This window comes from Mucilaginibacter sp. FW306-07-L, from assembly GCF_058782065.1.
The window spans coordinates 219,805-235,184 of the sequence record NZ_JBYSXI010000002.1; the positions used below are offsets into that span (position 1 = coordinate 219,805).

Below are 15,380 nucleotides of genomic sequence, written 5' to 3' on the forward strand. Positions count from 1 at the left end.
TCATCCGTATTTAGCAAATTACTATTCACAAAAAAGCGCGGCCTGTAAACAGACCACGCTTAATATAGGGGGATATTTATTTTAAATCGTTAAGTATCGGTTTGGCTAAACTGGTAATTTCGGTTTGATCGGGTTTGATCATTTCAAAAACCACCACTTCGTTTTTGCCTTGTTTTAGCCATTCAGCAGGTACATATATAGTTTGCTGTGGGCCAATGCTCCAGTAACGGCCAAGGTTATGCCCGTTGATCCATACCACGCCTTTACCCCACTTGCGCATATCCAGATAAGTATCCTGTGCTTTGCTTAACTCAAACTCCGCGTATTTTAATACCGGCTGATCTTTAACAACATCGTTACCGCTTATTTTTTCGGTTTCAACCTTATCAAATGGTAGCTGGAACATTTTCCAGCCATAAACCGGTGCACCATTAAGCATTACGGCTTCGGTTATACCTTTTTTGTTTTTTAGCAGGTATGGGCCAAAGTTAATACGCCCCATGTTTTCAACCAGTAAATCAAGCGTTACGTCACCTGCGGGCAGGCTTACCTGCATACTGTCCTGATTTAAGCGACGGTCAAGTGTACCCACTTTTTTGCCGTTGATGAATACTACGCCATAATCACGCAAGTCCTTAATTTTAAGCAGGCCGCTTTTGCCGCCTTTTATGGTAGTACGGTAAAGCACGTAACCATAAGCCTGGTTCATATCCTCAAAAGTAAGGGGCGATTTGCTTTCTTTAGGCGTTCCTAATACATTAAACACACTAATCTGCTTTTGAACTTTGATAGCAGGCATTGCACCGGATGGCTTAGCCGCTGGCACATCAGGTATCTGCTGCCCGGCAGGCAGGTTTTTTTGAATTACGGCCCTAAACTGCATAAACTTATCGGTAGCGTTACCGGCCTCATCAAGCGGGGCATCATAATCATAGCTGCTGATCTGCGGCTCGTAAGGCGTAGTATCTTTATAGTTAGCCCCGTTCATAAAACCACGTGTTGTACCGCCATGAAACATATACATGTTGATGGATATGCCACCCTTCAAGGCTGAATCTAAACGATTTACATAATCTTTAGCCGGTACGGTATGGTGCGGCGTGCCCCACCAGTCAAACCAGGCCGGATACCACTCGGCAACAAAATACGGGCCTTTGCCTTTATTGTATTTGTTAACCAGCTCTTTAACCTGTTTTGGGTTATCAATACCGTTTACGCCGGGCAGCAAGCCGGGTAAATGTCCAGCCTCAAGCGCCGGCACCGGGTCGCAGGTTGAAAGTATGCCGTCAAAACCCGCTTCACGAAACATTTGCTCGTTAATTTTAAGGTACTCCTTATCGCTGCCGTATGAGCCATACTCATTTTCAACCTGTACCATTAAAATGTTACCGCCATGGTTTATTTGTAACGGCGCAAGTTGCTTGCCTATCTCATTGATATACTCGCGGTATTCTTTTAAATATTGTTTTTCTTTACTGCGCACTTCAAGGCCCTTTTCAGTTTGCAGCCAGTAAGGGTACCCGCCAAACTCCCATTCGGCGCATACGTAAGGGCTTGGGCGTAATACTACCCACAAGCCTTCCTGTTGGGCAATACGCACAAATTCGGCTACATCATTATTGCCGGTAAAATCGTACTGATCTTTATTAGGTTCGTGCAGGTTCCAGAATACATAAGTGCCAATGGTATTCAGGCCCATAGCCTTAGCCATTTTCATACGTGAACGCCAGGCTTCGCGCGGTACACGCGGGTAATGCATCTCGCCGGATATGATCTGGAATGGCTTACCATCAAGCACAAAAGTGCTATCGCCCAGCGCGAAAGTATGGAGCTGCTTTTTTTCAGACGAGCATCCGCCAAGCAGCGAGGCGGCAAGCAGGCAAATAATTAATGAGCAGGAAAATTGCTTCATAATGTTAATTTGAGAATGATAAATATTTAATTGGTTTTTTTTGCATTGATTAACATCGGCTGAATGCTTATAAACAAAGGGCCGGAGCATGCCCCGGCCCTCATCCAACCAATCACTTACTAATACCCATCGTTTTGATCCAATTTACCGCCCGAAGCCTGAATTTCAGATCTCGGTATTGGCAACCAATAATGTTTGGTTTCAAAGTGGCGTCCATCAAGAGCAACTTTAGGCGTGTAAGTAAATCCCGTAGCGGTTTTGGTGATAATTACACCGGCCGCAGGTTTATTTTCAGTAACATTAGCTATCATCCAGCGCCTCACATCATAAAAGCGATGTTCCTCAAATGCCAACTCAACGCGGCGTTCACGGCGAATTGCCTCACGCATATCGTCTTTACCACTGGCAATAACATCAGGCATATTTACACCCGCACGTTTGCGGATCATGTTTACCGCCTGCCTTGCCGACATGGTGGCACCTGTTGGTACCGCATCCGGCCCGCCAACCTCGTTAGCAGCCTCAGCAAAGTTTAACAACACTTCGGCGTAACGTATATAAATCCACGGCTGAAAGCCCGCGTTACCCCAAGGATTTTGCAGCGGATAAGCGTCATTCATGAATTTTTTGAGATAGTAACCTGTTTTAGTGGTATTCCAGTTGCTATCACCATCACGGCTATCCTTACCTCCCGGAATAAAGGTTTCAATATTACGTTCACGATAGGCACCACCGTTATATGATATAGTTGCATAAAAACGCGGGTCGCGATTAGCGTAAGGGTTATCCTCATCATAGCCTGATGTGTTATCAGTAATAGGTTTACCATTAGCCATCTCATAATCATCAACCAGGTTTTGTAATGGTGTATTACCAGCCCAGCCACCATAACCATTAGGGCCGTTAGCTATTTCTAAATGCACGTGGTTGGCATTTTTGGTATACAGGCGTTGAAAGATAACTTCATCCGTTTGATCAACCAAAAACATATTGGCATACCCCCCATTATAGATATTATACTTGTTAAGTGCTATAACCTCTTGTGCCGCTTTTGCAGCATCAGCCCAGGTACCAGCATTATATAGCGGGCTTGCTGCATAAAGGGCAAGACGAGCTTTAAGTGCAAGAGCCGCACCCTTTGTAGCCCTGCCAGGCAACCATTGATCGCCATTGTTAACCGGTAATTCAGCCGCGGCCGAGTCAAGCTGTGCAATGGCATAATCCATACCTGCTTTAATTGTAGCCCTTTCAAATAGTGTCGGGTCCTGTAAATTATCGGTCAGGTTTAATATGCGGTTACCCATAAGTACTACTTTACCGTAATTACGCAGCAAATCATGGTACCGGTATGCACGTATAAATTTAAGCTCACCATCCAGGCGCTTTTTGTGGCCCGCACTCATGGTTATACGGCTTAAAACACTAAGCGCGTAATTACATTCCCTTATGCTACGGTAGCTACGTGCCCAAAATGTACCCACGCTGCCCAGGTTTTCGGGAGCAAGCTGCCCGCGTTGTATCAACCAGCTACCATCATCATTATTGTAGATAGATTCGTCAGTGAATGAACTCATCATACTATATTCAAAGGCACGGCCAAAGCCAGGATTGGTACCTTCTCCTTCTTTATCCTGCAATTTAGCCCCTATATATCTATTGGTTACATAGGCTTCAAAAACTGCCGTATCCGTTTCAACATTCTCGGTTAATATTATATTTGTTGGTTTAATATCTAAATAATCTTTTTTGCAGGCCGCCAGCGCTACAGTACATAACGCAAAGTAAAACGGCTTTATATATCTCGATTTCATAACTTATTTACTTTGTAGTTAGAATTTAACACTTGCACCTATGTTTATAATACGCTGCTGCGGATAAAACTGCCCGCTGCCGCTTGAGCCTTCCGGATCATAATCTTTCACCTTAGTTATAGTGAATAAATTGAATCCGCTCGCATATAATCTCAGATTTGAAATACTAAGCTTAGACAAGAATGACGCCTGCACATTGTAACCTAACTCCACATTTTTTAGGCGCAGGAATGATGCATTGTTTAACCAAAAAGTATTATTAAACTGGCCGCCGCTAATAGCGTTTGAGGCACGCTCTGTTACACGTGGGTAGGTACCGTTAGTGTTAGTTGGGCTAAACCTGTTATCAGCCCAGGTACTGTAAAAGTTACCTACGCTACCTGCTTCAGGCAATACGTATTGGCTAACCTGTGCCTGACCTGAAAATAATAACGACAGATCAAAGTTTTTGTATGATGCATTCATGGTAAAACCATAAGTGATTTGTGGAATATTACCGTATTTAGTACGTGTTTGATCGTCAGCAGTAATTTTACCGTCTTTATTATAATCCTCGTAAATCAAATCGCCCACCTTGGCACCGGTTACATGAGGATTTGCATCCAGATCAGCCTGTGTACGGAATATCCCTATTGAATTATACAGCAGGTAAGTATTTAAAGGCAATCCGGTTTGACGTTGGTAATCAAGCGTACCGCTTGCCTCGTCAATAAATATGATCTTACTTTTAGCATAAGTAAAGTTACCTGATATACCCCAGTTAAAATCTTTATTATTGGAGTTGTAACCTAAAGTACCTTCAAAACCGGTGCTGTTTACTTTACCAATATTCTCTGAAGGTACCAGCGGATCGCTGCCATAAGGGTTTACAATACCAGATGAACCCGGAAGCGATGCATTACGCTGTGTTAAAATAGACGAACGCTTTTGCTGGAAGTATATAGCTTCAATAGTGAAATTGTTAAAAACCGTAGCATTGATACCTATATCAAGCTTACGTGCCACCTCCCAAGTAATATTGGGGTTAGCCAATTTTACTAGGTTTACACCCGGTTGTATGGTTGCAGTGGTAGAATTTGCAGGTATGGCAACAAAGCCATTGTTTACCAATACATAATTATCATAGAACTGGAAACCATTAACATTATCATTACCTAATGAACCGTAAGATGCACGTATCTTCAGATCGTTTATCGCTTTTACATTATCCTGGAACCATCCCTCCTTAGATATGCGCCATGCGGCAGATGCTGAAGGAAAGTAACCCCAACGTTTTCCTTCCGGAAATATAGATGAACCATCAACACGTAACTGGCCTTCAAATAAATACTTTTCATCATAATTGTAGGCCAAACGGCTGATCACACTTTGACGGGTATAATTAGTGCTGTAACCTGAGTTCAGGTAATCAGTAGCAGCCACACCACCTTGTGATAACTCCGGCAACTGTGTTGAAAGGAAGTTAAAACGTTGCGCATCAAAATATTCCAGATGGTTTTTGCTTTGCTCGTATCCTACAAAAGCATTAATATCATGCTTGCCAAACTTGCGCGCATAGTTCAATTTGATGTTTGAAGTAATAAGCGACTGATTGGTTTGACTTTCTGACAAGGTAGCTTTTGAGTTATTTCCTCCCGTTACTACGGGTGAATAAATATTAGTACCGCTATCGTAAGTATACAAGTTGTAAGGTTTTGAATAGCTTTTATTAAAGGCAGCTGAATTATCAACTGAGAAAAAACCATCTAAAGATAAACCCTCTACACCAGGTAATAGAAAACTACCCCTCAAGATACCGTTAAATACCTGAGTTGTATTATTAACTGTGCCACCGGCATCGGTAACCTGTACTGCAGGATTATTAAATTCAATACCGGTTGTAGGTAACCCGTTTGGATAAAAGGCCGCAATTGTAGGTTTAGCGCGGTATACAGAGCGAAATACATCACCAGCACCTGTTTGCGGGAACATCCTGTTCTCCTGCCTGCCCGCTAATGATAGGCCTACTTTTAGGCGGCTTGACACATTGGCATCAATGTTTGAACGGAAGTTATATTGCTTATATTTGGTAACCCCATCTTTGTATAAACCATCCTGATAGATAGTACCCAATGAGGTGTAGTATTTTACATTTTCACTACCACCACTTACCGATAAGTTTTGCTGATTTTGTAAGGCAACCTTTTTCAAAGTTTGATCTATCCAGTCAGTATTAGGATACAATAACGGATCAGACCCATCTCTGAATTTTTGCAGTTGCTCCTCAGAAAAAGATTGATTTAAGCCACCTGCCGGGTTTGAATCATAATTGATCTCATTCATGATCTGTGCATAAGTAGCTGCATCAGCCATTTTTGGCAACCTGGTAGGTGAGCTAAAGCCTTGATTAAAGCTATAGTTTATGGTTGGCTTACCTGTTTTACCTTTTTTAGTGGTTACTAAAATTACACCGTTAGCTGCACGATTACCGTAAATAGCCGCAGATGCATCTTTTAGTACCGATACGCTCTCCACATCATTCGGGTCTAAACGCTCCAAACCACCTATCTGGCCTGGTATACCATCAACAACCACCAACACATTGTTGCTGCCTGTTGTTGCCAAACCACGAATATTGATGTTTGAACCATCGTAACCCGGCTCACCGCTGCGGTTATTAATTACCACACCCGAAAAACGGCCGGCCAATGAGTTTGATAAGTTGGGCTGCGGGCTCTTTACCAGATCCGAGCCTTTAACCTGCGATATGGAACCGGTTAAAGTTGCCTTTTTTTGCGTACCGTAACCTACTACCACTACCTCGTTCAATGCTTTGTTATCTGCTGCTAATTGAATATTCACCTTGCCGCTTCCACCAATAGGTTTTTCAATGGTTTGGAAGCCGATGAATGAAAATACCAGCACATCGCTCTCGCTGTTGGCCTGTATGGTGTACTTGCCATCTGCGTCGGTAACTACACCAACCGTGGTGCCTTTAACCATAACGCTTACGCCCGGCAGCGGTGCTCCCTTTTCATCAGTTACCACACCGCTAACGGGAAACTTGTTCATCACCGCGCTAACCTTGTGTAAAGGGTTAACTACAGCCGCATGTACCGGCCTTACCGCCATTACCGCCAGCGAAAAGAATGCTGCGGCCAATACGGCTTTTGACGATAAACATGGAGGCGACAATTCTTTTTGTAGATTTTTTCTCATGCTCATAAATGGTTATTAAAAATTACTAATTGGTAAAATATCCGCGATAGTAGGCACCAGTGAGGCAATGGCCTGCACTAAACAATGTGCTGTAAAATCAAAGCGGTTACTTCAGGTTTATGGAGCTAATTTGAGGGTAAAAAGGTGTACGCCAAAGGGGGCAATAGGCAAAAAACAGGGGGTAAACTGATAATTTACCCCCTGCTGTATTTATTAAAATTCTATCTTATGTATTAACAATCAAACACTTACCTGTATTTCATCAAATCGGGATTAACAACCAGTTTGTTTGAGAAATTTTTGCGATACTTTTTAATATACTGCGATGGGTTCATGTTAAACAGCTTGTTAAACTGCTCCCGAAAGTACTTCGGATCATTAATACCAACCAGGTACGAGGTTTCCAGAATGGTGTTATCGGTATTGATGAATATCTCGGCAGCCTTACGCAAGCGAATAAACCTGATAAAGCTGTTTGACGACTGCCCCGAGACCGACTTTATTTTTTTATACAGATTAGATCGCGACATGCCGATCTCATCAGCCAGTACCTGTATATTAAAGTCAGGGTCGGTAATATGCTTATCAACCACGCTGATACAGTTATCCAGAAACTCCTTGTACTCGGCGGATATGCGCAGGTTGTTGGAATTAAGCGTTACCTCGTTGTAAAAATACTTTTGCAGGTTGTTTTTACTTTTCAGGATGCTGGCTACCCGTGCTTTTAATATTTCCTTTTCAAATGGCTTGCTGATATAATCGTCGGCACCTCCCTCAATGCCTTTCAGCTTAATTTCGTGCGATGAACTGGCCGTAAGCAGTATAATAGGTATGTGCGATATGGATACATCCTCCTTCATTACGCTGCAAAGCTCAATACCGCTCATGCCCTGCATCATTACATCGCTCACCACCAGATCCGGCAGGTATTCTTTAACCAACCGCAAGCCATCCTCCCCGTTATCCGCTTCGTAAATACGGTACTCCAGTTTAAATATCTGTTTTAGGTATTCGCGCACATCATCGTTATCATCAATCAGCAACAACGCCTTTACATCTGATGCCAGTTTATCATCAAACAGCAACTCCTCGGCAGCCTCCACTTTGGCGTTGGCGGTTATTTCGTCCTCAATCAGTTCCTTTAAAAACTCTGAGCGTGTATCAACGTCTTCAATAATCTCACAATCAGTTAACTGCTCCTTGCCTTTTGGCAATACAATAGTAAATGTTGTACCCTTGTTTACCTTACTTTGGTAGGTAATGGTGCCTTTGTGCTTTTCAATAAAGGTTCGCACTAAATACAAGCCTATACCAAAGCCGCCTTTTAACGAATTGTTGATGCCCGGCTCCTGGTAAAAGCGGTCGTAAAGTTTTTCGCCGGTTGTTTCGGGTATGCCGCAACCGGTATCGGCAATGCCGATCAGCACTTCATCACTCTGATCTTTAATAGCAAAACTCACCCTACCCCCTTCCGGCGTAAATTTTATAGCGTTTGACAGTAGGTTGAACAACACGATCTCCAATTTTTCGCGATCGGCATACAGTTCAACGTTATCGGTATTAGCATCAAAATCAAACTGAATTTTTTTGGAGCGTGCCTGGTGGCTGAAACACAAAAACACCTCTTTACTCAGGTTTACGGCATTTAAACGGGCTACTTTCAGGCTGTCGGCTTTCAGGTCGGCCTTGCGGAAGAGCAATAGCTGATCAACCAAACCCAGTAAGCGCCTGGCATTGCGGTATACCACGTTAAGGTTGGTAGTGTCCACATTCTTGTCATCACGATATAAGAGCTCCTTTACCGGGTTGATGATAAGCGTTAAAGGGGTACGAAACTCATGCGAAACGTTGGTAAAGAACGACAGCTTTTTCTCGTTCAATTCCTTCTCCTTCTCATTTTCTATATGCGATATCCGGATCTCGTATTCCAGCCTGGCCTGTCTTTCACGGTATAATATATAGGCATAAATTATACCCACCGCAGCCAAACCGTATAAGGTGTAAGCCCACCAGGTAAGGTACCAGGGTGGTAAAATGGTAATAATTAACTGGCTGCCTTTTTTATTCCAAACGCCATCGTTATTGGAGCCGATTACCAAAAGTTTATAGGTACCGGGGTTAAGGTTGGTATAAGTGGCTTTACGTTGCCTGCCCACATAGTTCCATTTTTTATCAAAGCCGGATAGCTTGTACGCATATTCATTTTTTTCGGGATGCGTAAAACTCAGTCCCACAAAATCAACCGAAAATACGCTTTGCCTGTAGTTCAGCGTTACCTCGCGCGCCAGGTTAAGATTCTCTTTTAGCGGAGCATCGGCACCTGGAATCACCGTTTTGTTGAATACCTGAAAATCTGAAAAATAGACCGGCGGCACATGCTTATTGTACCGTATTTTAAGCGGATCAAAAAATATCACGCCATCAGTACCGGCAAGGTATATACCGGTGCGGCGGTCATTAAACATAACGCTGTTCACAAACAAGCCATCGGCCTCATCAAAATTCCTGACCACCTTTTTCACAGGGTCTAACACCGATGCGCCTTTTTCGGTAAGTACCCATATATTGCCCGCCTTATCTGTAGTTATATCATTGAACACATTGCTGGCAAAGCCATTACTGCGGGAGTATACCTCAAAAGTGCCTTTCTTTTTGTTGAGCTTATTTAAACCGTCGGGCGTACATACCCACAAGTTTCCGCCCGAATCAGCCAATATGGTTTTAACAATATTGTTGCTGATGTTGCCTTTTACATTGTTGTTAGTAGTATATGAATAAAACCTGTGCGTCCGCCTGTCAAACCGGTTAAGGCCGCCGCCGTAGGTACCAATCCATACGGTATTATCGCCATCCTTAAACAAGGTGTACAGGTGGTTATTGCTGATGGAATATTTATCGTTTTTGTTGTTAAAATAGTGTGTAAACTTACCGGTATGGCTGTTATAAATTTTAAGGCCCGCATCGGTAGCCAGCCAGTATTCGCCGGGATCAACCTCGATAATGTCGCGGTAAACATCCTCATTAAACAAACTGCCAATGGCCGAATGGTGTTCGTGGTGGATGAATTTGTTAGCTTGCTGATCGTAACGGTCAAACCCATTTTCGGTTAGTACCCATACATCACCTTTGGTATCACGGTAAAGCTTAATGATATCATCGCTGTGCAAAGCGCCATTAGCTTGTGAACTGAGGTATATTTGATTTTTACCGGTGCGGTAATCATACTTAAACAGCCCGCTGCTGGTTCCTATCCACAAACACGAATCGCTAACCAGCATGGCTTTTACCGGGCGCCCGCCAAGGCCCAGTTTAAACAAACTAAATTTATATTGTCCGCGATCAATTTTGGTTAGCCCACTGTTTGAGCATATCCAGATAATGCCATTCCGATCAGTATAACTACTCCCATTTGAAAAATTAGTGACATCAGGCAGTACCTGCCAGGTTTTATTAGCGGTGTTAAACCAGTAATAATGCTCGGTACCACCTATCAGCAAACTGTTTTTACCGGCCGCCATAATACTGAATACCGATGGATTATTGCCCGAGGTAGATGCGTAATGCGTAAACTTTTTAGTCAGCGGATCAAAACTAAAAAGCCCTTTCCAATAGGTACCTATCCATATACGACCTTCATCATCATAACATAACGACCATACATCGTTCGGATTTTTATCGCCGGGCGTATAGGGCTGGTTATAACTGGTAAACCGGCGGGTTTTAACATCAAACTTGTTCAGCCCGCTGCTCCAGTTGCCAAGCCATAGGTTACCCTGTTTATCCTCAACAATTGCGTTAACTGATTTACCCTTCATGGCCGTTGCCGACGAGGCATCAGGCTGATAAACTATAAATTTACGGGTACCTTCTACATACTGGTTAAAACCATCATCAGTACCTACCCAAACCTTGCCCCTGCTATCAGTAAGCAGGCTCCATATTTTATTATTGCTGATGGATTGCGGTATTTTATCGTCATGGTAAAACCTGACGAATTTTTCGGTAAGCGGATCGAACAGGTTGAGCCCATCCATGGTACCTATCCACAGGCGGCCTTTGCTATCCTCTACAATAGCATTTACGTAATTGCTGGTAATGGTGGTGCTATCACCCGGTATGGTAACAAAGGTTTTAAAGGTGTAACCATCAAACTTACAAAGCCCATTTTCTGAGCCTACCCATAAAAAGCCGCGCCTGTCGGTAAACGCACAGGTAGTGGTTTTTGATGGCAGGCCATCATTGGTAGTATACGTTTTTAACGCATAATTGCCAGGCGAATTCACCCGGTTTAACGATGTACGCCAAACCTGTGCACTTGCTGCATTGCACAACATAAATAGTTGCGCAAGGCATAAAAAACTCTTCAATAATCCCCTCATTGCGCTCGGCATTTACCTTAACAGGCTAATATTCATAGGTGCTGATAAGCTTAGCATCAGCCGCCGGTATATAATTGTTACAGTAAATTTATAAAAATATGCTGATATGTTCATCGCAAACACATCGATAATAAGCTTGATGCCGTTTTGTAACCCTTGCTTAATTAAAAACTATGGTGGTTACCGACCGTGGCTTTAACGCCACGCCGCCTTTTAACGGCTGTATGGCTGATGCCTTTAAATTATCATCAGCCGCGGCTGATGTAGTGTAAGTTTGGTAGTTTTTGATACCCTTTAAGTTATTAAAATTCATTTTTAAAGCCGTAGGCTGTTCGGTATAGTTGATGGCCACAACAACCAGTTTATTTTTACCGCCGGTATAGGCGGATACCATCACATCCTGTGCTTGCTGGTACAGACCCAGTCCATCAGCACGGCCTACCTCTACCCTTTTCATCTCCGGGCGAATAAAGCGGCTGTAGTTGCCCATAGCCCACAGGTTTTTGGTAATGGCAAACTCACCATTAGTATATTCATTATTAGGTTGCAGGGCGATGAGGTAGTAGCGGGTATCAAAATCGGCATTGCCCGGCTCGTACGAATTCCATAAATGCCACGCGGCGGCGTTGCCTACCGCCAGGTCATAATGCATTATTTTAGCCAAAAACAACGCGCAATCAATAGCGCTGCGTTTGCCCTTGGTACCTTCCCTAAAACCATCGGCCAGCATGGAGTATTCTGACTGCCAAAATTCCAAGCCATATTTTTTAGCACTGTCGGCTACATTTTTGCGCACATTTACTATGCTGCTGTCGCCGCTATCAGTAAAATAGCTGTGCCCGGCAACTACAGGCGGCACATATTTCAGGTTACGGATATTCAATTTGGACGTATCGGCATATAACTGCTGTATTTGCCTTGACGATGCCGTTTTACCGCCATATAAATAAGTAAGCATACCGGCTTCGGTAGTGAGTATTTTAGTGGATAGTTTATTCTTATCCAGTTCGGCGTTGAGTGATTTGATCACACGGTGTATCTCCGTATTCGTCCACGGGCTTCCCTCCTGGCTGGCCTTGCCTGGCGGGTTTGACCAATCCCACTGCGGCTCATTTACCGGGCTAATGTAACTGAAATGCAAACCCTCCTTATCAAAGTGTTTAATAATCTCGGTCAAAAAAGCGGTATAAGCATCATACTTATCCTCTTTCAGGTTTGATATGTAATCTTTTTCCGTTTTAAATCCACGTCCATTTTTGGTGAACTGCACCGGTGGGGTATTTGAAAAAGCGATCAGGTTTTCAACACCGTAGCTTTTAGCCTTGCGCAAAAACCATTGGTAACCTGCCTGCTTGTTCCAGTCGTATTTGCCATCGGGCGATAAAAAGCTCTCCACCCGTTTCCTGAAATCCACTATACCGCTGCTATCACCCTGCTCGGTAGTACCACCGCCGATGTTAAAACGCCATGCCGACAGGCCAATGCCCTTCGGGTTACCCTGCGCATCAAAATCACGGCTGAATAATAGTTCCGCTATTTTTTCGCGCTTGGCTGATGGCCAGTTTTTGCCTATTCCTTCAGAGAACCAGCAGCCTGAAGCGCCGATGTTATGTACGGTTTGAGCAGTATTTTTTCCATCAATGGTTATGGTAAGCTGTTTTTGTGCCGTTTGTGCCCGCGTGTTAAACGTGGCACCGCATACAAAAATAGCGGCAAGGGTAAGCGTATGGATCTTCATAGTCAGGAACAAATTATTTATAGATCAGCATGTAGGTTATTGCTTTTTTACGTTTACCGGTTTTATGCCGGTATGGGTAGGCACTACCTGCTTTATGGTACCATCGGCATTGAAATACATACGGTCGATGCATACTTCACGATTATAGCCCGCGGCCTCGCCCATGGTAATGCCTTTAGGGTAGTTAAAGCGGTGGTAAACTATGTACCATTCATCTGTACCCGGAATTTGCAGCACCGAGTTATGGCCGGTACCATAAATGCCCTTCGCTTCGTCTTTTTTCAGGATGATCCTATTGCCAGGGATGGTGATCTCGCCCAGCGGAGCATCTGACGTGCCATAGGCCACACGATAGTCAGGGCTGCGGGTATCATCTTCAGACCACATGAAGTAATATTTACCCTCCCGATAGAATACATAAGTACCTTCACGGTAGTCACTGCCGGGTTTTAATATTTTGGTGGTACCCGGTTTTAGCGATGTCATATCGTCAGCCAGTTCCGCACCGGCCATATAGCCGTTACCCCAGTACAAGTAGCTTTTGCCGGTTTTAGGATCAGTAAATACATCAGGGTCAATTTGCTGGCCGCCGGTTATTCCATCAGGAAAAGCATCGATCAGCGGCTTGCCCGAATCAACAAACGGACCTGCCGGATCATCAGCCACCGCGACACCTATTTTTTGCGCCGCCGTGAAATAGTAAAAATATTTATAAGCCCCGTTTATCTTTTTTTCAACGATGCAGGGAGCCCAGGCATTCCGTTTGGCCCATTTTACATCCTTTTGCAGGTCGATTATCACACCCTCATCTTTCCAGTTCACCATGTCCGGCGATGAAAAGGTTTTGAAATACTTGCCCGACCAGCCCGTAAAACCATCGCTTGTTGGGTACAGGTAAAACCTGCCCGTTTTTTCGGCGTACAATATATCCGGGTCGGCATAGTAACCGGCCAGTACCGGGTTATGGTTTTCAACCGCGCTTACTTTATAGGTTACAGGGGATTTACCCTTGATGTTAACGGTAAATGTTTGCGGCCCTTTAGACAGGTCGGCCGACTTTGGCGTAACCGTTACCCCGGGAAAAGTTGCAAATTGCGGATTGAACGCTTTTAATGCTGTACCGGGCTTTACCGCCAGTTCCAGCGTTTTGGCATCAGCATCTAATTTGGTATTGATCGTTTTTAATGCCGGGTTAGCTGCGGAGCCCAAAACCTCATCAGCACTTAACCACTTGGCAGCCAGCTTTGATGCCTCGGCAGCCGTGATAGGCATCACCGTGCCGTGGCGCGGGTGAAAGTTCATGCTTACGTCGGCATCAATTACCTTGAACGTTTTAAAATCGGTACTTTTAGTAAACTGGTAACGGCCGCTTGCGTAAACATCATACATTAATATATAGCCGCTGCCATCATTCAGTTTAAATACGCCCGAACCTTCAACCGGTTCTTTGGTTTGCTGCACATCCCTGCTCTGCAATTTATAACCTTCAGTAAGTTTGGTAGAGGTGGCTATATTGATGCCCAGGTTTGAGCCTTCTGTTTTGTAAAACAAATAAAACACACCATCCTTTTTCACAATCTCGCCATCAATGCATGAGCCCTTATCCGCGCTAAAATATAATTGCTTAGGTTCGCTTTCCAGGTCGGTAAAGGTGGCATTGGCATAAGCGTAATAAATAATATCCCGCCCTCGCTGGCCGTGTTTCATTGACCAGTAGATCATATACTTGCCTTTCGCGGCATCATATATGGTTTGCGGCGCCCAAACACGCATCAAACTATCATTACCCTTAAAGCGCTTTTGAATATTAACAACAGATGAAGACCAGTTGATCAGATCAGTTGATTTGAGTAGTACCATGGCACGGTTTGAGTCCCACCCTTTGGCAGATACCATATCGGTAGCCACCATATAAAATGTTTTGCCATCGGCACCACGCATTATATGCGGATCGCGTACACCGCCTGTTTCGCTGATATTTTTTGACTTGATAACAGGTTCATCGTGGTTTAAAGCACGGTAATGGTAACCGTCAGTACTTAAAGCGAAATGGATGGCTTCCTCATTTTTTTGGTTACCTGTAAAGTACGCGAATAGATAAGCGTTGTAAGATTTTGGTGCCTTTTTGCTTTGGCTGATGCCCGGAACATAACAAGCAACTAATAAAATAAGTGTTAAAAATACAATTTTAAGTTTAGACGTGTTATACACCATCACATTCAGGAATTTGGTTATACTATTTGAAAGTTTGAAGTTAGTACTTTCGTTTAAGTTTCAAATCCTAAAAGATAAAAATAATTCTGTACGCAGGTTTAATGGTGACGATTAAACACTTATTAAGA

General features: G+C 43.7%; 6 protein-coding genes. All 6 read right to left on the bottom strand.

Annotated elements, in window-relative coordinates; all coding sequences use genetic code 11:
• Positions 1 to 76: 76 nt before the first annotated feature.
• The gene (locus AC3WJC_RS11095) at positions 77 to 1,912 is read right to left on the bottom strand and encodes a glycoside hydrolase family 35 protein (protein WP_492399173.1); all 1,836 of its coding nucleotides are present in this window, start codon (positions 1,910 to 1,912) and stop codon (positions 77 to 79) included.
• A 119-nt stretch (positions 1,913 to 2,031) separates the two neighbouring features.
• The gene (locus AC3WJC_RS11100) at positions 2,032 to 3,723 is read right to left on the bottom strand and encodes a RagB/SusD family nutrient uptake outer membrane protein (RefSeq protein ID WP_492399174.1); all 1,692 of its coding nucleotides are present in this window, start codon (positions 3,721 to 3,723) and stop codon (positions 2,032 to 2,034) included.
• 18 nt (positions 3,724 to 3,741) lie between these two features.
• Positions 3,742 to 6,921 carry a SusC/RagA family TonB-linked outer membrane protein gene (locus AC3WJC_RS11105; protein ID WP_492399175.1) on the bottom strand — a complete coding sequence of 1,060 codons (3,180 nt, stop codon included), beginning with the start codon at positions 6,919 to 6,921 and terminating at the stop codon, positions 3,742 to 3,744.
• 248 nt (positions 6,922 to 7,169) lie between these two features.
• A complete protein-coding gene (locus tag AC3WJC_RS11110) occupies positions 7,170 to 11,300 on the bottom strand; it encodes a hybrid sensor histidine kinase/response regulator transcription factor (RefSeq protein WP_492399176.1) in 4,131 nt (1,376 codons plus the stop codon).
• A gap of 160 nt (positions 11,301 to 11,460) precedes the next feature.
• Positions 11,461 to 13,038 carry a glycoside hydrolase gene (locus AC3WJC_RS11115; RefSeq protein WP_492399177.1) on the bottom strand — a complete coding sequence of 526 codons (1,578 nt, stop codon included), beginning with the start codon at positions 13,036 to 13,038 and terminating at the stop codon, positions 11,461 to 11,463.
• Between the two features lie 36 nt (positions 13,039 to 13,074).
• Positions 13,075 to 15,252 (bottom strand): glycoside hydrolase family 43 protein, encoded by a 2,178-nt coding sequence (locus tag AC3WJC_RS11120; RefSeq protein ID WP_492399912.1) that lies wholly within the window; start codon positions 15,250 to 15,252, stop codon positions 13,075 to 13,077.
• Between the last annotated feature and the right edge of the window lie 128 nt (positions 15,253 to 15,380).